This window comes from Halomonas sp. 3F2F, from assembly GCF_014897805.1.
Lineage (GTDB): Bacteria > Pseudomonadota > Gammaproteobacteria > Pseudomonadales > Halomonadaceae > Vreelandella.
Genome location: NZ_JABUZE010000042.1, coordinates 1 through 19,519 on the forward strand (window position 1 = coordinate 1; position 19,519 = coordinate 19,519).

Sequence of the window (19,519 nt, forward strand, 5' to 3'; positions counted from 1 at the left end):
GGCCCAGCTCAGGGGGCGAATTCCACACCCAACGTCGAAGAGCCTTAAAATCTAAGGCTTTTTTCTAGTCGCTCTGCAGGCTAAGCCTGCAGAAAATCGCGTGGCAATTTCATCATTTGACGCCAGAGACGCTCAACGCCGGGTTTATGGACTAACGAACAGCGGTAAAGTCTAATTTCTAGAGGGATATCCCAATTTTCATCGCCAGCTCTTACTAATTTGCCGGTTTTGAGCTCTTCACGAATGCAAAAATCAGGAATCCAAGCAACCCCCACTCCTTGAAGCACCATGCCTTTTAATCCTTCCGCCATGGCCGTTTCATAAACCGTGCGCAGCTTCAGTCGTAATGGGTCGTTTTTAAGCAGCATGCGTACACTTCGCCCCAGAAAAGCACCCTGCGTATAGGCTAAATAGGGAATTGAGCTGTCATTTTGAATCGAGAAAAGCGGCTTGCCGTCTTCATCTGGGAGTGAAACCGGCAACATTTTTACTTGGCCGATCGAGAAAGAAGGAAAGACTTCTGCGTCCAGCTGCATAGTGGCAAAGGGGTCATAATATGCCAGCATCAGATCACAGTTACCTTCGCGCAGAACATGGATAGCCTCCCCAACGTTCATGGCGACCAATCGTGTAGGCAGTTCACCCAAGCCTTTTTGTAAACGAGAAATCCAAGGTGGGAAAAAGCTTAATGCCAGTGAGTGTGCCGCGACGATATCAAGCGCTTCATTCGCAATAGAAACTCCCCGGAGATGGCTTAATGACTCGTTCAATTGCTCCACTAGGTTGCGTGCGGTGATCAAAAACAATTGGCCCTCTGAGGTCAGGCCAATCGGTGTTGTAGAACGATCTACTAAGATGACCCCTACCGCTTGTTCTAGCGCACGAATACGGCGACTGAATGCAGGCTGAGTAACATGGCGTTGCCTGGCAGATGCCGAAAAACTTCGTGTATTGGCTAATGCAACGAAATCCTCGAGCCATTTTGTTTCTAAATTCACCCAAAACTCCTTTTGCCTAATCGTTGTTAGCGGCGTGCAGGGTTATTATTGATTACTGAATAGGTGCGGTTAAATATGCCGCACGAGAAACTACTTTCTTCCACATTGGGCGCTGGCTAATTTCGTCAATTGTAACGCGTCGACACTGAGCAAAATCTTGCTCTAACATGGCATGTACTTTACTAGCAAATGCGGCACTGGGTATGAAAGCCGTTATTTCAAAGTTGAGCCTAAAAGATCGATTATCCAGGTTTATTGTGCCGACAGTTGCTGCGTTGCTGTCAATAAGCATGACCTTTTGGTGTAAAAAACCAGGGAGATAACGGTATATTTTTACACCTGCTCTTAACATATCAGGCAGAAATGAAAATGCAGATAGAAACACCAATAAATGATCGGGCCGCTCGGGAATCATAACCCGTACATCTACGCCCCGCATTGCTGCTAACCTAAGCGCATCCTGTACTCCTTGATCTGGCACGAAGTACGGGCTGGTTACCCAGAGCCTTTCATTAGCACTATGAATTAACTGTTGGATTAAAAGGCTAGCCGTGTCCTGTTTATCGGCCGGCCCGGATGGCACGATAACCACATGATGATCATCTTGCGGATGACTCTCGGCATGCCAGTTTAAGGTAATGACTTCCCCTGTTGCCCAGTGCCAATCTTCCCAAAAAGCTTCCTGTAAACCCAGCACACACGGGCCACCAAGCGCTAAATGGGTATCACGCCAGGGGCCATGCCGTGGATTTTGCCCAAGGTATTCTACACCAACATTAAAACCACCTACCCAGCCCTGCTTACCATCTACGACTGCTATTTTACGATGGTTGCGAAAATTAAGCTGAAAGCGATGTTTGAAGCCACGAGAAGAACGAAATGCTTTTACTTCGATGCCTTCTTTGATCATCTCATTTAAAAAGCCATCGTTTAGTTTCCGGCTACCCACTTCATCGTATAGAAAATAAACACGCACACCCCGCTGTGCAGCTTTAATCAAATGATGCTGCAATCGTTTGCCTAAAGCATCGTTACGTACAATGAAAAACTGCAGCAGAAGATAGTCTTTTGCCTGATCAATACCCTCAAAAAGGCTTGTGAAAGTGGCTTCACCATCGATCAACAAGTCGGCACTATTACCTTTAGTCAACGGCATCATTGCCAGCTGCTCCACTGCCTGAATATCAGTGCTAATCGGCGATGAAAGGTGCGGCTTAATGTTATGGCGATAACGTACCAACACTCGACGTAATACGTTATCTCGTTCCCCTCTTGCTGTTACATAGCCATAGAAACGCGGGCGTCCGAAAAACCAATACGCAGGCAGCGCAACATAAGGAAACGTTAATAGTGAAATAATCCAGGCGATAGCCCCCTGGGACGTTCTGCTCGACATAAGCGCCATGACCGCTGACACGATACCCAATAGGTGTATCAGCATAATGCTGGTCCCTAGCAACCATGAGGTCATTGCCTGTTCCTCGCTATCAAGTGAGCTGTTGATCAGATTATTGCACTGCTAATGCACAAAAGCCCCGCGAGAGACGGGGCTTATTTGTCACTGACTGCGGTTCTACGCCATCAGTATGCTACGCCTTTTGAGCGATGATCTCCTTCCATTTGGCCGGGCCTGTCTGGTGGACGGAAGTTCCTTGGCTGTCGACAGCGACCGTGACCGGCATATCTTCAACTTCAAATTCGTAGATAGCTTCCATTCCTAGGTCTTCAAAACCAACAACACGTGACTTCTTAATTGCTTGGGCAACAAGGTAAGCAGAGCCGCCAACAGCCATCAAATAAACCGCCTGGTTATCGCGAATGGCATCAATGGCGACCTGACCACGTTCCGCTTTACCAACCATGCCAAGCAAGCCGGTCTCTTCAAGCATGGTGCGGGTGAATTTGTCCATTCGAGTCGCGGTGGTAGGACCAGCGGGGCCAACGACTTCGTCACCTACCGGATCAACAGGACCCACGTAGTAAATAAAGCGGCCTTTCATATCAACTGGCAATGGCTCGCCTTTGGCAATCATGTCCACCATGCGCTTATGCGCCGCGTCACGGCCGGTTAATAGCTTACCGTTTAACAGCAGCGTATCACCCGGCTGCCACGTTTTGACTTCTTCGGGAGTGACGCTATCCAGGTTAACGCGCTTGACGTTATCGCCTGCTTCGCGGGTGATTTCTGGCCAGTCTTCAAGCTTAGGAGCAGGAAGCGCCACGGGGCCACTGCCATCAAGCGTGAAATGCGCATGACGCGTGGCTGCGCAGTTGGGAATGATTGCCACAGGCTTATTGGCCGCATGGGTTGGATAGTCTTTAACTTTAATATCCAGCACCGTGGTTAAACCACCTAAGCCTTGAGCACCAATACCGCTCTTATTCACCTTATCGAACAGTTCCAGACGCAATTCTTCAGCGCGGTTGCTAGGTCCTCGCGCCTGCAAATCTTGTATATCAATAGGGTCGAGCAGCGCTTCTTTGGCAATTATCATCGCCTTTTCAGCGGTGCCGCCAATACCAATTCCCAACATACCCGGCGGGCACCAGCCTGCGCCCATTTTGGGCAACTGCTCCATCACCCAGTCCACAACACTATCGGATGGGTTTAGCATCGCAAACTTAGATTTAGCTTCGCTACCACCGCCCTTCGCGGCGACGTGGATATCGACCTTATCGCCAGGCACAAGCGAATGGTGAATAATCGCGGGGGTATTGTCTTTGGTATTGGCTCGCTTACCGTCGGGATCAGCAAGAACAGAAGCACGCAGCACGTTATCAGGCAACTGATACGCGCGGCGCACGCCTTCGTTAATCATGTCATCGAGGCTTAGCTCGGCGTCCCAGGTGACGTTCATACCCACGTGAACGAACACCGTCACAATGCCCGTATCCTGGCAAATTGGACGATGTCCCGTAGCACACATTCTTGAGTTAATTAAGATTTGTGCAATCGCGTCTTTCGCCGCGGGGTTCTCTTCACGCTCGTAAGCGGCTGACATTGCATCAATGAAATCTTTAGGATGGTAGTAAGAGATGTACTGTAGAGCATCGGCAACGCTCTGAATGACGTCGTCCTGGCGAATCACGGTCATGGACAAACAGCTCCTCGGTTATCGTCTTGGCTGCGGCCTTTTTAATGGCCGTCTAGATGTACCGGTAGTATACCGTATTGGCCTTATATGCGGCAGCCACAACCACGGCTAACCTACATCTGATAACTAGGGCATTAGTCTGGTTTTCATCAGCGGCATGCAAAGATAACGGTATAAATTATGGAGATTGGCACGTTGGGCATAAATATAAACGGCGAGAGCCAACCATTATGCGTTCGATTACTGAGCCGCAGCGGTGACAGGAAAGGCCAGCCCGTTCAAACACACTAAAGCGCCATTGTCGGCGTGGCTCACCGGAGGCAATGGCTTGTTTAATCCATGCCTCACGATTAGTAACACCCGCTTCCAAATACGCCTGACGCGTCGTTTCCACAACCATAGTGGCGAGCAGGTCTAACTGATTTTCAGTTAAGTCACATGGGCGCTTCTTAGGGTGAACGTTAGATAAAAAAAGAATTTCAGAGCGCAAGTAATTTCCTAACCCAGCGACAAGCCTTTGATCAAGTAACAATGCACCCAGGCTTCTGCGCATAAACGCTGGATCAGTCAGGCGTTGTTTCACATCATCAGGTGATACGTTTTGACTTAATAAATCAGGCCCCAAGCGAGACAAGAAAGGGTGATGGCTCAACTCACTCTCATGCCAGAGCGAAATATCAGACGCGCTATAAAGACTAGCCACCCTGCCCTCAGCAACCAGCCGAACTCGTAATGACCTTTTCGTGCTTGGCGGCCTATTCTCGCTATGTAGCTTCCATACGCCATAAAGCTGATTGTGGGAATACAGCACACGATGGTCTGCAAAACGGACGAGCATGGCCTTGCCCCACGTATCAACTGCCTGAACCCGTTGACCAATCAATGAATCCGCTTGCACGGCGAGTTCAGGAAATGCAAACCACGCATCATCAAGATGTTTGCCACCTATCTGCTGCTCAATTCTGTCTGCTGCACGGCGGATTTCAGGGCCTTCAGGCATCGATTACCCCAGCGCCAGCTGTTTTTCTTGCATTTGATGAAGCTGATCACGAAGTCTCGCCGCCTCTTCAAACTCCAGGTTCTGCGCGGCTTCAAACATGGCGTCCTCTAGCTTGCTGATAGCCGCCAGCAGATCGTGTTTGCTCATCGTGGTCACATCATACTCAGCAGCACTATCTGCCACTTTGCGCTCATTTCCACGGCGACGGCTGCTCTTCTTGCCTGGTGCCTGGGCGGCTTCAAGAATATCCGCCACGGAGCGCGTCACGGTGGTTGGCGTGATGCCATGCTCTTCGTTATGAGCGGTCTGTTTGGCGCGGCGACGTTCGGTTTCATCGATGGCTTTGCGCATTGAATCGGTGATTTTGTCACCGTATAAAATAGCTTTACCATGGGCGTTACGGGCTGCACGGCCAATGGTTTGAATCAGTGAGCGCTCAGCACGTAAAAAGCCCTCTTTATCCGCGTCCAGGATGGCAACAAGCGACACTTCAGGAATATCTAAGCCTTCTCGAAGTAAGTTGATACCCACTAAAACATCGAACTTACCAAGACGCAGGTCGCGAATAATTTCTACCCGCTCAACGGTATCAATATCCGAATGTAAATAGCGCACGCGAATACCGTGCTCATCAAAGTATTCGGTCAAATCTTCCGCCATACGTTTAGTCAACGTCGTCACCAGAACACGCTCACCAACGGCGGTACGTAAGCCAATTTCTGAGAGCAGGTCATCAACCTGAGTACTGGCGGGGCGAACTTCTATTTCTGGGTCTAACAACCCCGTTGGGCGCACCACCTGTTCGACAATTTGACTGGCATGTTCTGCTTCATACTTGCCTGGCGTTGCCGACACAAAGATGGTTTGTGGCGAAATAGACTCCCACTCTTCAAATTTCATTGGGCGGTTATCTAGCGCTGAGGGTAGCCGAAATCCATACTCAACCAGGGTCTCTTTTCTAGAACGGTCGCCCTTATACATACCGCCAACCTGGGGTACGCTCACATGAGACTCATCAATAAACAGTAACGCGTCATCCGGCAGATAGTCGAAGAACGTCGGGGGTGGCTCGCCAGGTGCGCGGCCTGAAAGGTAGCGCGAGTAGTTCTCAATGCCGTTGCAGTAGCCAAGCTCTAGCATCATTTCAATATCGTAAAGGGTTCGTTGTTCTAAACGCTGCGCTTCAACTAAACGCTCGTGCTTACGCATCCACTCAAGACGCTCCTTAAGCTCTGCCTTGATCGCATCAATAGCACCTAAAATAGTTTCTCGCGGAGTAACATAGTGAGATTTAGGATAGATGGTCATGCGAGGCACATGGGTACGCACCTCGCCAGTTAATGGATCAAATAGGCGAATAGAATCAACTTCGTTGTCAAACAACTCCACCCGCACCGCTTCCTCGTCAGAGTCTGCGGGGAAAATATCGATCACATCGCCCCGTACCCGGTAGGTGCCTCGACGAAAATCCATATCGTTGCGGGTATATTGCAACTCGGCCAAGCGGCGTAAAAAAGCACGCTGATCAATTAGCTCACCACGGGTGAAGTGCAATCGCATCTTAAGATACTGATCCGGATCACCGAGACCATAGATTGCCGATACCGAGACAACGATAAGCGCATCACGGCGCTCGAGCAGCGCTTTCGTAGCAGATAAGCGCATTTGCTCGATATGGTCATTTATCGAGGCATCTTTCTCAATAAAGGTATCTGAAGAAGGGACATAGGCTTCTGGCTGATAATAATCGTAGTAAGAGACAAAATATTCGACAGCGTTATCCGGAAAAAACGATTTGAACTCACCATATAGCTGGGCAGCGAGCGTTTTATTGGGCGCCATTACAATCGTTGGGCGCTGCTGCTGCTGCACAACATTTGCCATCGTGAACGTTTTACCCGAGCCAGTCACCCCTAACAAGGTCTGATGGGCAAGCCCCGACTCAAGCCCACCAATCAGACTGCGTATCGCGGCGGGCTGATCACCAGCAGGCTTAAATTTGGACTGCAGCCGGAATTCCTTGCTCATCATTACTCCTTAAAAAGGAAGTGTACTACTCGGTAAACGTGGAAATTTCTACCGTCGCCTGGGTCATCAACCGCTGTATCGGGCAGCGATGGCTAATGTCTTCTAGCTTTGCCCGCTGTTCAGGATCATCAATACCGTGGAAAGCCATCGTCACGGCTAACTTATAGACACCTTTTCTTTCCTCACTATCATCGCGCTGCACTTTAACGGTGATGCCTTCCAGCGGCCACTCTTTGCGCCTGGCATACATTTGCACGGTAATCGCTTTGCAGGTACCTAGGGCAATATCAAAGTAATCATGCGGGTCTGGTGCACTACCGTCTCCTCCGACTACCGGCGGTACGTCACCATAGAGGTCTTCCAAACCATCGACTTCAATACGCTGACGAAATGTATGGTTACGCTCACTAATAATCGTGATTGGCTTATGCATCAGGAAACCTTTATACCGAGGTTTAACTTCTCGACCGCTTTTATAAGCGCTTCACGCTTAGCTCGCCCTTCTACTTCTGCTCCGTGGCGCCCTACCTCAGCACTATCGACGCCATCCAGCATCATCAGCGCCGTGGTAATCTTATTCACCTGATCGACTGTTGTGACACCTTGGAACGTTAATGATTGATATGCCATTCCTTGCCCTTTTCTACGCTGAATTGAAGTGAGTACGCTATTGAAAACTATGCAAAACTGATACAGCCCAAGAAGTCTAGCACGCGCCAGAGCCCTTGCAATCTACCCGCAGTGCCCGCACCTTTGATACAAATGCGATTACGTTACGTTTACCCTATCTTCCCTTATGGAGTCTATATGGCGACTGTCTCTTCGTTACTCAAGATAAATGGCTGCGTCCGTTTGCCTCACCTCGCCGCCTTAGATGTCAAAGGTGCAGATGCTGAGAAATTCCTGCAAGGGCAAACAAGCGCACAAGTTAGTTTAGCCAATGGTTTTTTTGCGCCTCTTACCTGCTTTTGCACACCAAAGGGAAGAATGCTGGCCAATGCTCAATTACTAAAAATCAGCAACGACCATTATAGGCTACTGTTGAGCACCTCATTGATCGATATGCTCGCCAGTCATTTAGCCAAATTTGCCGCTTTTTATCGCGTCGAATTGCAGGCTCAGTCATCGATGCTTATCGTAGGCGCCAGCGAAAGTGCCAACGAGGTTGCTCAAGCGTTTGGTTTAGCGCTTCCTGATCAACCTTATACCCATCACAGCAATGCCCAAGCAACAGCCCTATGCCAGCCAGGTGGCGGGCGTTGGTTAATCAGTATAGAAAATTCTGCTGAACAGAACGCCATTGCAATAAATGATGATGAAGATGCGCTTAACACGTGGCAATTAGCAGATATCCGCAGTGGTTTGGCGTGGTTAACAGCCCCACAGCAAGATCACTTCCTCCCACAAATGCTGAACTGGGAAGCACTTGGGGGAATTAGCTTTAAGAAAGGTTGCTATACAGGACAAGAAGTCGTCGCACGGGCGCATTTCCGAGGCCAAGTGAAAAAACGCTTAGTGCGCGTTACCGCCAGTGTTAACAGCTTACCCCAGATCGGTGACACGTTAGTGGATGAGCAGGATAAAACCGTAGGTGAAATCGTTAGCAGTGCATTTAGCGACAAGCAGCAAATTGAGATGCTCGCCGTTGCGAATACTAAAGCGATTGAAGCGCTCTCCCCCCTTTATTGGCAAGGGCATCCGGTCACGCTCTGCGACCTGCCCTATACCGTTGAGCGCCTGGATCCTGAACAGCTGGCCAGCAGCCTAACCGCCTAGTAGGAATTGAAATATGGCAGCTGAAATAAGCGAATAGCATTTGCACTGCTCAGTGCCGCTATTGTTTCAAATGGCTGATGCCGGAGTGCTGCCACCACGTCAGCTACCTTTGCCACCCTGCATGGCTCATTACGTTGCCCCTGATAGCCGCTAAGCGGCATATCGGGGCTGTCAGTTTCTAACACAAAGCCATCGTCAGGTAAGCGTGACACCACGCTACGAAGTCGTTGCGCGCGCTCGTAGGTAATCGCCCCTCCCAATCCCAGGGTATAGCCTAGATCGAGAAACTTAGCGGCCTGCTCATAAGAACCTGAGAACGCATGGATAAGCCCACCGCGGGGAAGCGCCAGCTGGCGTAGGCGTTTGCCTACCTGATCATTGGCTTTTACGCAGTGCACCACAACAGGTAAAGCGAACTGCTTTGCTAGACCGAGCTGCGCATCGAAATAGGCCCACTGTTTATCTAATGACTCCGTAAAGCGGCCATCGATACCACACTCACCTATTGCCACAACGCGTTTTTCGGTTTCGACTTTCTGCTCAGCTAAAAGCTGCTCCAAGGCGACTAAATCGTGGTTAACGTGTTGATCAATGAAGTAAGGGTGAAGACCAACACAGCTACTTACCTCCTTACACGCGCCAAGCGTCAACACATTTGGCCATAGGGAGCGCGTCGTTGATGGCACAACAAAGTGTTCGACGCCCACCGCCTTGGCATTTTCGATGACCGCATCGCGATCATCGTCAAATGCCTCGAAATCCAGGTGGCAGTGGGCATCAATCAACATAGCAAGGCAGTCAACATACGATCAGTGCTCGCGAGTGGGCTGGAAACGAATATCCGGCCAGCGCTCTTGGGTCATCTGCAGGTTGACCCGCGTTGGTGCGATATACGTCAGGTAGCCGCCACCATCGATAGCAAGGTTTGAGCTCGCTTTACGCTTAAACTCTTCCAGCATCTTGGCGTCTTCGCAATAGACCCAGCGTGCGGTTTGTACATTGACCCCTTCATATAGACAGTCAACTTTGTACTCTTCCTTTAAGCGGTGGGCAACAACGTCAAACTGCAGCGTACCGACAGCACCAAGAATCAGGTCGTTGTTATCCATCGGCATAAAGACCTGCGTAGCGCCCTCTTCTGAGAGCTGCTGGAGCCCTTTTTGTAGCGCTTTCATTTTTAACGGGTCTTTTAAACGAACACGCTTGAACAACTCTGGCGCAAAGTGAGGAATGCCGGTAAAGCGCATATCTTCACCAACTGTGAAGGTATCACCAATCTGAATCGTACCGTGGTTGTGTAAGCCGATAATATCGCCTGGCCAGGCTTCCTCTACCTGAGAACGGTCTGACGCCATAAACGTTAGGGCGTCGGCAATTTTCACATCCTTGCCTATCCGCACGTGGCGCATCTTCATATTCTTTTCGTACTTACCGGAACAGACACGCAAAAAAGCAATACGGTCACGATGGTTCGGATCCATATTCGCCTGAATTTTAAACACAAACCCCGTAAAGCGATCATCTTGAGCGGTTACTTCACGGATATCTGTCTCGCGTGGCTGGGGCGGAGGCGCGTACTCAACAAACCCATCCATCATCTCTCGTACGCCGAAGTTACCCATTGCGGTACCAAAGTACACGGGCGACAGCTCACCACGGCGATAGGCATCAAGATCAAACTCATGGGAAGCACCGCGCACCAACTCGACTTCCATGCGCAACTCTTCGGCCTGCTCTTCGCCAAGTACAGCGTCAACTTCCGGGTTATCTAAACCCTCAATTCGCTTGTCATCTGGAATACGGCTGCCTTGCCCCTGGGTATACAGATGAATGACATCGTTATAGAGGTGATACACGCCCTTAAAGTGCCGCCCCATGCCAATCGGCCATGTCATCGGCGCACACTGGATGTTGAGTACTGTCTCGACCTCGTCCATGACTTCGATGGGGTCGCGGATATCGCGGTCCATCTTGTTGATGAACGTTAATATAGGCGTGGTGCGCAAACGGCAGACTTCCATCAGCTTAATGGTGCGATCCTCAACACCTTTTGCACCATCAATCACCATTAACGCGGAATCCACCGCGGTTAATGTACGGTAAGTATCTTCAGAAAAGTCTTCGTGCCCCGGCGTATCCAGCAAGTTCACGATACGCCCACCATAAGGGAACTGCATCACCGACGTCGTGACCGAGATCCCGCGCTCTTGCTCCATCTTCATCCAGTCTGATGTGGCATGGCGATCATTACGCTTGCTCTTAACAGAGCCCGCTAACTGAATAGCATTCCCAAATAACAGCATTTTTTCGGTGATGGTGGTTTTACCAGCGTCGGGGTGCGAAATGATAGCGAACGTCCTTCTAAGTTCCGCCTCACGAGCTAACTGTGTATCTTTCATCTTACCTCTACAGAGATTTGTACTCAGCTATGCACTTAACCTAAAGGTCACCGACGCTGAGATGTTCAGAATGGGGCAGATTGTAACGTTATGAGGGGTTTGGTGCTATGTTCATTGAGTCAGCGCAGTGGTATGCCTAGCAAGTGTTTCTCAATTGCTTCAATCATAGATTTGGTGAGCGGCAAATGGGCTTTTTCTTTCGCCCATACTTCATGGAAACCAGCTACGGTTTGCTTGGCCGTATCCAACACCAACTTTTCTGGCAACATGGCTTTGGCCGCTAAATGCGATAGTTCATCCAGATTGAACTCACTGAACTTTTTGCTGCGGCTAACCTTTAACGCGGCACTATCATCAGCAATGTAGGGAATGGTCGAGACAAAGTCATATGCCGGTGCAATTGATGCAGAGCGCTTGTCTTTGTAAATCACAGACCAATTTTTCAAATGCATATCTGCATTGCCAATTAACGTATTGAATACCAACCTGCGAGTAAATTCAGCAATGTCTTCCTCTTGACCTTCTATGCCGATAACCTGCGCGATATTACGCATACTAGCCTTTTTGTATTTATCTTGAGGATACACGCCAAAGACTTGCGCAAAATCTTCAATATGTACTGCTTGCCCATCAGCACGGTCAAAACGCTTGATCACAAAGGCCTGAGCATTTTTAAACGAGCCGCCATACTTTTCGATTCCTTCCGGAATGTTGGCAATCTGGTTAATGGGTAGCAGCTGAATTTCTGGCACATCCATTCCTAACATTCGTGCCAATTCCATCATCGAATATTCATTTTCCGGTACGCCTTCAAAGCGAGGTGATGGCAATTTCACAATCCATGAGCCACCTCTACCCGTAGCTGGAATCGTCAAGCCGCTATTGGCATGTTGTACTGCTGAAAATTTCAACTGCACACCCGCTAATGAGAAGCGCATCGCTGCTTCACATTTGGTTCCATCTTCTATTTCTTGATGCACACTAGGCGGCAGCGTTTCACCATCGGCAGTTTCAACAGTGATCGCTCCCGCTAAGTCCTGCCCTAACACCCACAATAGGAAAAACTCCCGCGCTGGGTTCACGCCAGCACGCTCTGCCAGGTAGTTACGCATCGTTTCTTCTGGCAGTAGATTGGAGAAAAAAGGCGTTAATTTGGTTTGGGTAGGTTTGAAGTTAGTGAGCAAACCACCAAGTGAATCTTTAAAGCCAAGCCCTAACACAGGCCGAGATGCATCACTCGCGTAAGCATCCGTAAAGGCAAATAGCGTTCTGTCATTGCCGACGTTGGTGATCGTTGCGATAGGCTCGCCGTAGAGCAAAACGTTTAGAGTGGACACATTGTTAATCATCGCTGTCACCATCTAAATGGTATGCGGGTGACACCTCTTCACCCTCATCCTGATTACCTTTGCTACTTCGAATGATCGACTTTATCGCTGGCACAGATTTTTTAGGCGCGACAAATAACTCCAGGTCGAGTACACGCGCAAGTGCAATCAAGCTGGAAACCCTTAGGTCAACGCCTCCAGACTCGATTTTCGAGATATGGCTTTGAGGCACACCCGATCGAGCGCTCAGCTCTCTCTGGCTAAACCCCTTACGTGCGCGAGCCTCTCGAAGGCTCTCCAGTATTTGCTCTGTTGCGTAACTCATGCTTGATCTTCTTTAACATATCATTAACCATAAAATATATGTAAAAACATATCAAAAAACGTGAAATAACACAAGTTTGATCTACCATAGCACATCAATGCAGTATTATTGATATGCTATAGCAGATAAACAACGGTACATCGCGTTTGCCGACCAGGAATGCTTTTTAGCTCAATCTCAAGAAGAGTTACGGCATCCACTAGGAAAGTAGTTAAGGGAAATTTAAAAAAAAAGCGCCGAACATGTCGGCGCTTTTTTCGTACTGACGTTTATTTGGCTAGGCGTAAGTATTGACCTGAGTCCCAACGCTGCCCTCTTGGGCAAGGCTTGGCTGAGCGCCCATGTTAGCAGAGGCAAGCACTTCCGACACTTGCTGTGCTTGCATATCAAGAGCCTGCTTAAAAAGCTGCATCTGTGCTTGTTCAGCAGATTGTGCTTGATTCATATAGAGTGCGGTGCTCACTGCGTTGCTTACGGCAACATCCATCTTCCACCTCACGATTGCGATATGTTGCATCAAGATAGCAAACATCATGCTTTACTACCAAGCACCTCTCCCATTAAGTACTTAGTCAGCAGTACTAAGCCAACAGTACTAAGCCAACAGTACAAAGCCAACAGCTACCCACTGATTTAGAAACGGTCAGCCCTGAAAGGCGCCATATCAATCTCAGTCGGCTTACCTTCTATCATATCCGCCAGTAATTGCCCGGTAGCAGGACCTAGGGTAAATCCCTGATGCCCATGTCCAAAAGCTAACCACAGGCCACGATGCTTGGGAGCCGGCCCTATAACAGGCTTCATGTCAGGCAAACATGGTCGTGCGCCTTTCCAAGCAGAGGCGTCGCGACGCTCAGCGAGGGGGAATATCGTGCGCGCAACTTTTTCTGCAGCAGCTAGCTGCTGCTCATCTGCTGGCGACTCAAGCCGGTCAAGCTCAGCCCCGGTGGTTAACCGAACGCCTGCATTCATAGGCGCAAGCAAGTAACCCACTTCCGCATCCATTAACCAGTAATGAAGCTTTTTAGAAGGCTGTGTGGCGTAGTGCATGTGATAGCCACGCTTAACAAAGGTCGGGAAATGATAGCCTAAGCCTTTCAGCCAGCTACCTGCCCATGGCCCTAGCGCAACGACAACCTCATCTGCTTCTAAGCACTCAGCAGCCGTATCGACTTGCCAGCGCTCTCCTTGTTGCTTCAACCCCTCAATATCAGTTTGCAAGATACGTCCACCCTGCTGGACAAAAGCATCGGCATAAGCGGCAACCAGCCCACCTGGGTCGGCAACTGTCCAAGGGTCAAGCCAGTGAATAGCACCAATAATATCGCTACCTAAATCTGGCTCTTTAGCCTCTAATGCAGCGCGGTCCAAAACGTCAAACTGAACACCAAAATTGTCACGGGCGTCCTGTGCTTCTTTTACACGTTTTGCTAGCTCTCCGGGCGTGCGATAAATTTCCAACCAGCCTTCCCGGCGAACCAAATGATCAGCCTTTGCCGCTTCAATCATGGGGCCGTGAGTCTTCAAGCAGAGCTGTATCAATGACGCATACTCAGGCACTATTTTTTTATAGTGTCGGCTGGAAGAGTTATGCCAGTAGCTCAACAGCGGCGAAGCAGCATTAATCATGCCGGCAGGCCGATAACGAATATCAACACGCTTGTTTGGCAGCACGCTCAGGATGGTTTTCATATCCCGCGGGAAAGCATAAGGACGAACCGCTTCGCGCTGGATAATGCCAGCATTGCCGAAAGAGGTTTCACGACCAGGTTGGCGGCGATCAACCAGCGTTACTTGATGACCACGCTGCTGCAAGTGCCATGCAATGCTGACACCGACCATACCTGCCCCTAACACCACCGTTTGACGCGCCATTGCGTTGCACTCCGTAAAAGAAAATACTGCCTACAGTTCAAATGATTATTTTCAACGAACAACTCGTTAAAAAATATCACTATCTAAACAGCATTAACATAGCTTAAAAAACTGTTTTAAGACCCAAAAGCAGCAACAAATATCGCATTAAAAAATAATATAGATGACTTCACTGCACGTATCGCCAAAGCCATCAAAATGCACCAGCGCTTCTTACTAAAGACCTTTTTAAGCGGCTCATCAAGCGCAGGCCTGCCCCCTACTAAGGCGGCATCGCGATAAGAAGCCTAGGAAAATTTCGCAGCAATTTCAGGTAGAGAGATATTTTTTCGGGCAGGAAATGAATCAAAGGCAAACCCCAGGAAAGGCATTGCGTAGCCAAATAAGGTGAAAGAGGCTTAAAACACGAAGGGTTTAAAACACTAGCGACCAAAACGCAAAAAAGCCGAACATAGGTCAGCTTGGTTTCAAACAAAATAATTAATAAAGGGGAAAGTAATAATAACGCGATAGGATTTTTTTGAGGATAACATCAAGGTTAATGGGGTGGATGATGGGGATCGAACCCACGACCACCGGAGCCACAATCCGGGGCTCTACCACTGAGCTACATCCACCACAACCTAAAACTAGAATTGCATATAATTAATACGAGTCATCAAATGGGGTGGATGATGGGGATCGAACCCACGACCACCGGAGCCACAATCCGGGGCTCTACCACTGAGCTACATCCACCATTGATGAAGTACTGACTTACATGTCTTACCGAATGCGTCCACTAAAAAGCCTTAATGGCACGCCCAGCAGGACTCGAACCCGCAACCTACGGCTTAGAAGGCCGTTGCTCTATCCGGTTGAGCTATGGGCGCACATAAAGCATTCTAAGAGACTGAATACTGATGAGCACTTGACCACAACCAATGTTCGGAAAAGCAAGTTACCACCTTCCGCGCTAGGTATGTGGTCGGGATGGAGGGATTCGAACCCCCGACATCCTGCTCCCAAAGCAGGCGCGCTACCAGACTGCGCTACATCCCGATTTCTTACCTTAGACGCTGCTGCATGTCCCGTCTCAAGCGAGGCATATATTACTATTTCTGAGTTTAAAGTCAACACCTAAAGTGATTGATTCGTTAGAAGCTTTGCCTTGTCGCCCTAGCATGCGAAAATCAGCCCTTCTCGAAAGCCAGTGACCTCCTGCGCTCAGCCACACAATACTAGGTGCTGAGTTATAGATAGCGAGGTTTAAGTATCGGTGTTCAACAGAGGTTCGGGTACGATGCTCACGCGCCGCCCTCCCATACTTTAAACGCCACGGCCTAGACATAGTCACTCAGCTTCGTTTCTAACCTTCACAGGGATTCTATTACATGACCGCCCAACTTATCGATGGCAAGGCCATCGCCGCTAATGTCCGCCAGCAAGTTGCCGAGAAAATCAGCGCGCGCCAGCAAGCTGGCGCGCGGGCACCTGGACTAGCTGTTGTTGTGGTCGGGGAAGACCCAGCCTCCCATGTTTATGTCAGCAACAAACACCGCGCCTGTGAGCAGGCAGGCATCCACTCTTTCCAGCATGCGCTACCCGCTGATACGCAGCAGCATGAACTTGAAGCACTGGTCGATCAGTTAAACAACGATGCAACGGTTGACGGCATTCTTGTTCAACTGCCATTGCCAGAGCATTTAGACTCTCGCCCTATTCTTGAGCGCATTCGCCCAGACAAGGATGTCGACGGCTTTCACCCATACAATATTGGTCGTCTGGCGCAACGTATGCCCTCGCTCAGGCCCTGCACACCTAAAGGTATTATGACCATGCTTGCCCATAGCGGCATTTCCGTACGAGGGTTAGATGCCACTGTAGTCGGCGCGTCCAACATTGTCGGTCGGCCAATGGCGTTGGAGTTGATGCTGGCAGGTTGCACCACCACGGTATGCCACCGCTTCACGCTACAGCTTGAGTCTCATGTGCGCCGCGCTGACTTGGTTGTTGTCGCTGTCGGCAAACCCGGTATTGTCAAAGGGGAATGGATCAAACCGGGTGCCATCGTGATTGACGTTGGCATTAATCGCCAAGACGACGGCACGCTCACTGGTGACGTTGATTTTAAAGCCGCGGCAGAGCGTGCCAGTTTCATTACACCCGTGCCTGGCGGCGTTGGGCCGATGACCGTTGCCACGCTGCTTGAAAACACGCTAGAAGCCGCTGAACGGCACGACAAAGGCCTGGAGCAGTAGTGTTACACACACCACTGCCGTTAACGATTTCTTAAGGAGTAATCACGAGTGCAACGTATTGGAATCATCGGCGCGATGGCGCAGGAAGTGAACATACTGGCAGGACAGCTAGAAGGCGCTGAACGCTACGAGCATGCTGGCTTCGTGTTTTATACGGGCACACGTCACGGCTTGGAAATTATTGTGCTGCAGTCGGGGATAGGCAAGGTCAATGCGGCGGTAGGCACCGCGATTTTACTTGAGCGGCACCAGCCTGATGCGATCATTAACACCGGTTCCGCAGGCGGCTTTGCGAGCGATCTTGCTATTGGTGATGTGATTATTTCGGATGAAGTTCGCCATCATGACGTTGACGCAGTGGTCTTTGGCTATGAGCTTGGTCAGGTACCTGGCATGCCGGCAGCCTACCAAGCAGACAAACAACTTCGTGATATTGCCCGCAACGCCATTGCCGCATTAGGTGAAGTCAATGTACGTGAAGGGCTCATCGCCACAGGCGATGCCTTTATGGCCGACCCTGTTCGTGTCGCGACTACCCGTGAACAGTTTCCAACCATGCTAGCCGTCGAGATGGAAGGCGCCGCTATTGCTCAAACATGCCATCTTTATGACTGCCCATTTGTGGTCATTCGCGCGCTGTCTGATATACCCGGAAGCGGTGACAACCACCTGTCATTCGAGCAATTTTTAGACATCGCGGCAGACCATTCATCACGGATGGTGGATCAGATGCTGATCGAGCTTGGTAAGATCAAGCAATAGACGTTAAGAAAGCGTGCTTAAAGCGTTAAGAAAACGGAGCCAGTCGGCTCCGTTTTTTTGATTTGCTATCTAGCTATACAAGCTACGCTTTCAGCTTCCATGCCAAGCTCTCGCCCGCCATTAGCGGAATAATATGCTGACCAGCCGCATAGGGATAATGCGCCGGCAGACTCCATGAACGACGCTCCAACGTCACGCTATCAGCATTAGCCGGTAATCCATAAAAGCGCGGTCCATTGAGGCTGGCAAACGCTTCTAACTTGTCTAAGGCCCCCATTTCTTCGAAGGCTGCTGCATAGAGCTCAATGGCAGCAGGCGCCGTATATGCCCCTGCACAGCCGCAGCTAGACTCTTTGTCACCCTGGGCATGCGGCGCACTATCGGTGCCCAAGAAGAATTTAGGACTGCCACTGGTCGCCGCTTTCAACAACGCCTGGCGATGCTGCTCACGCTTTAGAATGGGCAAGCAGTAATAATGCGGACGAATACCACCTGCCAGCATTTTGTTGCGGTTAAACAGCAGATGATGAGCTGTGATCGTGGCCGCAATATTATCAGGCGCAGCAGCAACAAACTCGGCAGCCTGCTGGGTCGTAATATGCTCAAACACTACCTTAAGCTTAGGGTGCCTAGCCAAAAGCGGTTTCATAACCTGCTCAATAAACACCGCTTCTCGATCGAAAATATCAATGTCATGATCGGTCACTTCACCATGCACCAACAGCGGCATACCAACGTTTGCTAGCATCGCAATCGTGTCATCGCAGTGGGCAATGTCGGTGACGCCCGATGCAGAGTTAGTGGTAGCGCCCGCGGGATAGAGCTTCACGGCTTTCACGACACCACTTTCAGCAGCACGCTCAATTTCTTCAGGGGGCGTCGTGTCTGTTAAATAGAGCGTCATCAAAGGTTCAAATGCACTCCCTTCGGGTAACGCAGCTAAAATTCTCTGCCGATATGCTAGTGCTTGCGCGGTAGTGGTTATCGGCGGCTTTAAATTAGGCATTATAATCGCACGCCCCATTTGGGCGGCGGTATGACCTACCACAGCGCTTAGCGCCTCATCATCACGTAAATGAAGATGCCAATCATCGGGGCGAGTCAACGTAATAGCGTCCACGGCAAGTCCTGTGCAGAAATGAATTTAGTCAAAGGGTCAGAACAGTATACCCAATACGGGTAATGGATAAATCTCCCCTATCCATCCCACAGCCGTTCCCAAGTGTCGTATCATGGCGACACTTTGTAAGGTCAAGGATTCAGTTTTTTATGCAGAATGTGCGTCGCTATGCGGACATTATCGCCAGTATTGAAGGATTACTTTGGCTTGGTCTTGCCTGGTCGATATCCTTTTCAATGTATTTTGGGAGTACCGAACCGACGCTGGCGGTCCTATTCGTTGTTGGTGCTCTCGTGCTGTTCGGCTGGGCGCACCGTCCAATGCGTTACTTGTTGAAACGCTACCATGTACGTAAGCGCCGTACTGACATGTGGATTCATACGCTAGCACTACCACTCTTGCTCGCTATGTTTTTCCATATCATGTTAGAAGCCGTTCTGGGCAGTGCCTGGCTACCTCCTAAAATGCTGCTATTCAACTTGCTTGCCTCAGCGGGATGGCTGACGTTCGTTATGACGTTATTTATTAAATATGTTATTCACAACGTGAAAGCATCGAGCAAATAAGCACGCT

The 19,519-nt window shown here is 49.8% G+C and carries 18 protein-coding genes and 4 tRNA genes; 4 read left to right on the plus strand and 18 right to left on the minus strand.

The annotated features are described in order from the left end of the window. Positions 1 to 80: 80 nt before the first annotated feature. The 7 genes from INT21_RS05220 to INT21_RS05250 form a co-directional block, all read right to left on the minus strand. Complete coding sequence (locus INT21_RS05220) at positions 81 to 998, minus strand: LysR substrate-binding domain-containing protein (RefSeq protein WP_089038403.1); 918 nt, start codon at positions 996 to 998, stop codon at positions 81 to 83. Between the two features lie 52 nt (positions 999 to 1,050). Further along, positions 1,051 to 2,469: a cardiolipin synthase gene (gene cls, locus INT21_RS05225; protein WP_193084922.1), complete on the minus strand. Its 1,419-nt coding sequence runs from the start codon at positions 2,467 to 2,469 to the stop codon at positions 1,051 to 1,053. A gap of 118 nt (positions 2,470 to 2,587) precedes the next feature. Then, the gene (locus INT21_RS05230) at positions 2,588 to 4,093 is read right to left on the minus strand and encodes a fumarate hydratase (protein ID WP_089038405.1); all 1,506 of its coding nucleotides are present in this window, start codon (positions 4,091 to 4,093) and stop codon (positions 2,588 to 2,590) included. Positions 4,094 to 4,271: 178 nt separating this feature from the next. Continuing rightward, positions 4,272 to 5,093, minus strand: a complete 822-nt coding sequence (gene nei / locus INT21_RS05235) for an endonuclease VIII (RefSeq protein ID WP_193084923.1) — start codon at positions 5,091 to 5,093, stop codon at positions 4,272 to 4,274. Between the two features lie 3 nt (positions 5,094 to 5,096). Beyond that, a complete protein-coding gene (gene uvrB, locus INT21_RS05240) occupies positions 5,097 to 7,121 on the minus strand; it encodes an excinuclease ABC subunit UvrB (RefSeq protein ID WP_193084924.1) in 2,025 nt (674 codons plus the stop codon). A gap of 25 nt (positions 7,122 to 7,146) precedes the next feature. After that, positions 7,147 to 7,554 (minus strand): OsmC family protein, encoded by a 408-nt coding sequence (locus tag INT21_RS05245; protein WP_193060378.1) that lies wholly within the window; start codon positions 7,552 to 7,554, stop codon positions 7,147 to 7,149. After that, complete coding sequence (locus INT21_RS05250) at positions 7,554 to 7,751, minus strand: hypothetical protein (protein WP_038484371.1); 198 nt, start codon at positions 7,749 to 7,751, stop codon at positions 7,554 to 7,556. The genes INT21_RS05245 and INT21_RS05250 overlap by 1 nt, the downstream gene beginning before the upstream one ends. 177 nt (positions 7,752 to 7,928) lie before the next feature. Here INT21_RS05250 and ygfZ point away from each other — a divergent pair, with 177 nt between their 5' ends. Then, on the plus strand, positions 7,929 to 8,897 hold the full coding sequence (ygfZ, locus tag INT21_RS05255; protein ID WP_193060377.1) for a CAF17-like 4Fe-4S cluster assembly/insertion protein YgfZ: 969 nt from the start codon (positions 7,929 to 7,931) through the stop codon (positions 8,895 to 8,897). On the opposite strand, the gene INT21_RS05260 is transcribed toward ygfZ, so the two are convergent. The 10 genes from INT21_RS05260 to INT21_RS05305 all read right to left on the minus strand — a co-directional run bounded on the left by INT21_RS05260 (position 8,894) and on the right by INT21_RS05305 (position 15,865). Next, a complete protein-coding gene (locus INT21_RS05260; RefSeq protein WP_193060376.1) occupies positions 8,894 to 9,685 on the minus strand; it encodes a TatD family hydrolase in 792 nt (263 codons plus the stop codon). The genes ygfZ and INT21_RS05260 overlap by 4 nt on opposite strands. Before the next feature lie 21 nt (positions 9,686 to 9,706). Further along, positions 9,707 to 11,296 carry a peptide chain release factor 3 gene (locus INT21_RS05265; protein WP_089038410.1) on the minus strand — a complete coding sequence of 530 codons (1,590 nt, stop codon included), beginning with the start codon at positions 11,294 to 11,296 and terminating at the stop codon, positions 9,707 to 9,709. Positions 11,297 to 11,415: 119 nt separating this feature from the next. Further along, positions 11,416 to 12,645 (minus strand): type II toxin-antitoxin system HipA family toxin, encoded by a 1,230-nt coding sequence (locus INT21_RS05270; RefSeq protein ID WP_193084925.1) that lies wholly within the window; start codon positions 12,643 to 12,645, stop codon positions 11,416 to 11,418. Next, positions 12,638 to 12,949: a helix-turn-helix domain-containing protein gene (locus tag INT21_RS05275; RefSeq protein WP_089038412.1), complete on the minus strand. Its 312-nt coding sequence runs from the start codon at positions 12,947 to 12,949 to the stop codon at positions 12,638 to 12,640. The genes INT21_RS05270 and INT21_RS05275 overlap by 8 nt, the downstream gene beginning before the upstream one ends. Before the next feature lie 277 nt (positions 12,950 to 13,226). Beyond that, positions 13,227 to 13,436, minus strand: a complete 210-nt coding sequence (locus INT21_RS05280) for a putative motility protein (RefSeq protein ID WP_089040872.1) — start codon at positions 13,434 to 13,436, stop codon at positions 13,227 to 13,229. Between the two features lie 146 nt (positions 13,437 to 13,582). Further along, positions 13,583 to 14,824, minus strand: coding sequence for an NAD(P)/FAD-dependent oxidoreductase (locus tag INT21_RS05285; RefSeq protein WP_089038413.1), 1,242 nt, complete (start codon positions 14,822 to 14,824; stop codon positions 13,583 to 13,585). Between the two features lie 542 nt (positions 14,825 to 15,366). Then, positions 15,367 to 15,441, minus strand: a tRNA-His gene (locus INT21_RS05290). 46 nt (positions 15,442 to 15,487) lie between these two features. Then, positions 15,488 to 15,562, minus strand: a tRNA-His gene (locus INT21_RS05295). Between the two features lie 57 nt (positions 15,563 to 15,619). Then, positions 15,620 to 15,696, minus strand: a tRNA-Arg gene (locus INT21_RS05300). Positions 15,697 to 15,788: 92 nt separating this feature from the next. Further along, positions 15,789 to 15,865 (minus strand) — tRNA-Pro (locus INT21_RS05305). A 332-nt stretch (positions 15,866 to 16,197) separates the two neighbouring features. Here INT21_RS05305 and folD point away from each other — a divergent pair. Both folD and mtnN read left to right on the plus strand, forming a co-directional pair. Further along, on the plus strand, positions 16,198 to 17,064 hold the full coding sequence (gene folD, locus INT21_RS05310; protein WP_089038415.1) for a bifunctional methylenetetrahydrofolate dehydrogenase/methenyltetrahydrofolate cyclohydrolase FolD: 867 nt from the start codon (positions 16,198 to 16,200) through the stop codon (positions 17,062 to 17,064). Positions 17,065 to 17,112: 48 nt separating this feature from the next. Continuing rightward, on the plus strand, positions 17,113 to 17,826 hold the full coding sequence (gene mtnN / locus INT21_RS05315) for a 5'-methylthioadenosine/S-adenosylhomocysteine nucleosidase (protein ID WP_193084926.1): 714 nt from the start codon (positions 17,113 to 17,115) through the stop codon (positions 17,824 to 17,826). 82 nt (positions 17,827 to 17,908) lie between these two features. Here the strand turns inward: mtnN and pyrC are convergent, their stop codons facing one another. Next, positions 17,909 to 18,946, minus strand: coding sequence for a dihydroorotase (gene pyrC / locus INT21_RS05320; RefSeq protein WP_089038417.1), 1,038 nt, complete (start codon positions 18,944 to 18,946; stop codon positions 17,909 to 17,911). Between the two features lie 149 nt (positions 18,947 to 19,095). On the opposite strand from pyrC, the gene INT21_RS05325 reads away from it, so the two are divergent. Then, positions 19,096 to 19,512 carry a hypothetical protein gene (locus tag INT21_RS05325; protein WP_083004445.1) on the plus strand — a complete coding sequence of 139 codons (417 nt, stop codon included), beginning with the start codon at positions 19,096 to 19,098 and terminating at the stop codon, positions 19,510 to 19,512. Positions 19,513 to 19,519 lie beyond the last annotated feature (7 nt).

Bases quoted from the DNA above. Each gene is read 5' to 3' on its own strand.
- INT21_RS05265 (WP_089038410.1), bottom strand. From the start codon at position 11,296: ATGAAAGATACACAGTTAGCTCGTGAGGCGGAACTTAGAAGGACGTTC.
- INT21_RS05325 (WP_083004445.1), top strand. From the start codon at position 19,096: ATGCAGAATGTGCGTCGCTATGCGGACATTATCGCCAGTATTGAAGGA.
- INT21_RS05275 (WP_089038412.1), bottom strand. From the start codon at position 12,949: ATGAGTTACGCAACAGAGCAAATACTGGAGAGCCTTCGAGAGGCTCGC.
- INT21_RS05260 (WP_193060376.1), bottom strand. From the start codon at position 9,685: ATGTTGATTGATGCCCACTGCCACCTGGATTTCGAGGCATTTGACGAT.
- ygfZ (WP_193060377.1), top strand. From the start codon at position 7,929: ATGGCGACTGTCTCTTCGTTACTCAAGATAAATGGCTGCGTCCGTTTG.
- INT21_RS05250 (WP_038484371.1), bottom strand. From the start codon at position 7,751: ATGGCATATCAATCATTAACGTTCCAAGGTGTCACAACAGTCGATCAG.
- INT21_RS05230 (WP_089038405.1), bottom strand. From the start codon at position 4,093: ATGACCGTGATTCGCCAGGACGACGTCATTCAGAGCGTTGCCGATGCT.
- INT21_RS05270 (WP_193084925.1), bottom strand. From the start codon at position 12,645: ATGATTAACAATGTGTCCACTCTAAACGTTTTGCTCTACGGCGAGCCT.
- folD (WP_089038415.1), top strand. From the start codon at position 16,198: ATGACCGCCCAACTTATCGATGGCAAGGCCATCGCCGCTAATGTCCGC.
- nei (WP_193084923.1), bottom strand. From the start codon at position 5,093: ATGCCTGAAGGCCCTGAAATCCGCCGTGCAGCAGACAGAATTGAGCAG.
- INT21_RS05280 (WP_089040872.1), bottom strand. From the start codon at position 13,436: ATGGATGTTGCCGTAAGCAACGCAGTGAGCACCGCACTCTATATGAAT.
- INT21_RS05245 (WP_193060378.1), bottom strand. From the start codon at position 7,554: ATGCATAAGCCAATCACGATTATTAGTGAGCGTAACCATACATTTCGT.
- cls (WP_193084922.1), bottom strand. From the start codon at position 2,469: ATGACCTCATGGTTGCTAGGGACCAGCATTATGCTGATACACCTATTG.
- INT21_RS05285 (WP_089038413.1), bottom strand. From the start codon at position 14,824: ATGGCGCGTCAAACGGTGGTGTTAGGGGCAGGTATGGTCGGTGTCAGC.
- uvrB (WP_193084924.1), bottom strand. From the start codon at position 7,121: ATGAGCAAGGAATTCCGGCTGCAGTCCAAATTTAAGCCTGCTGGTGAT.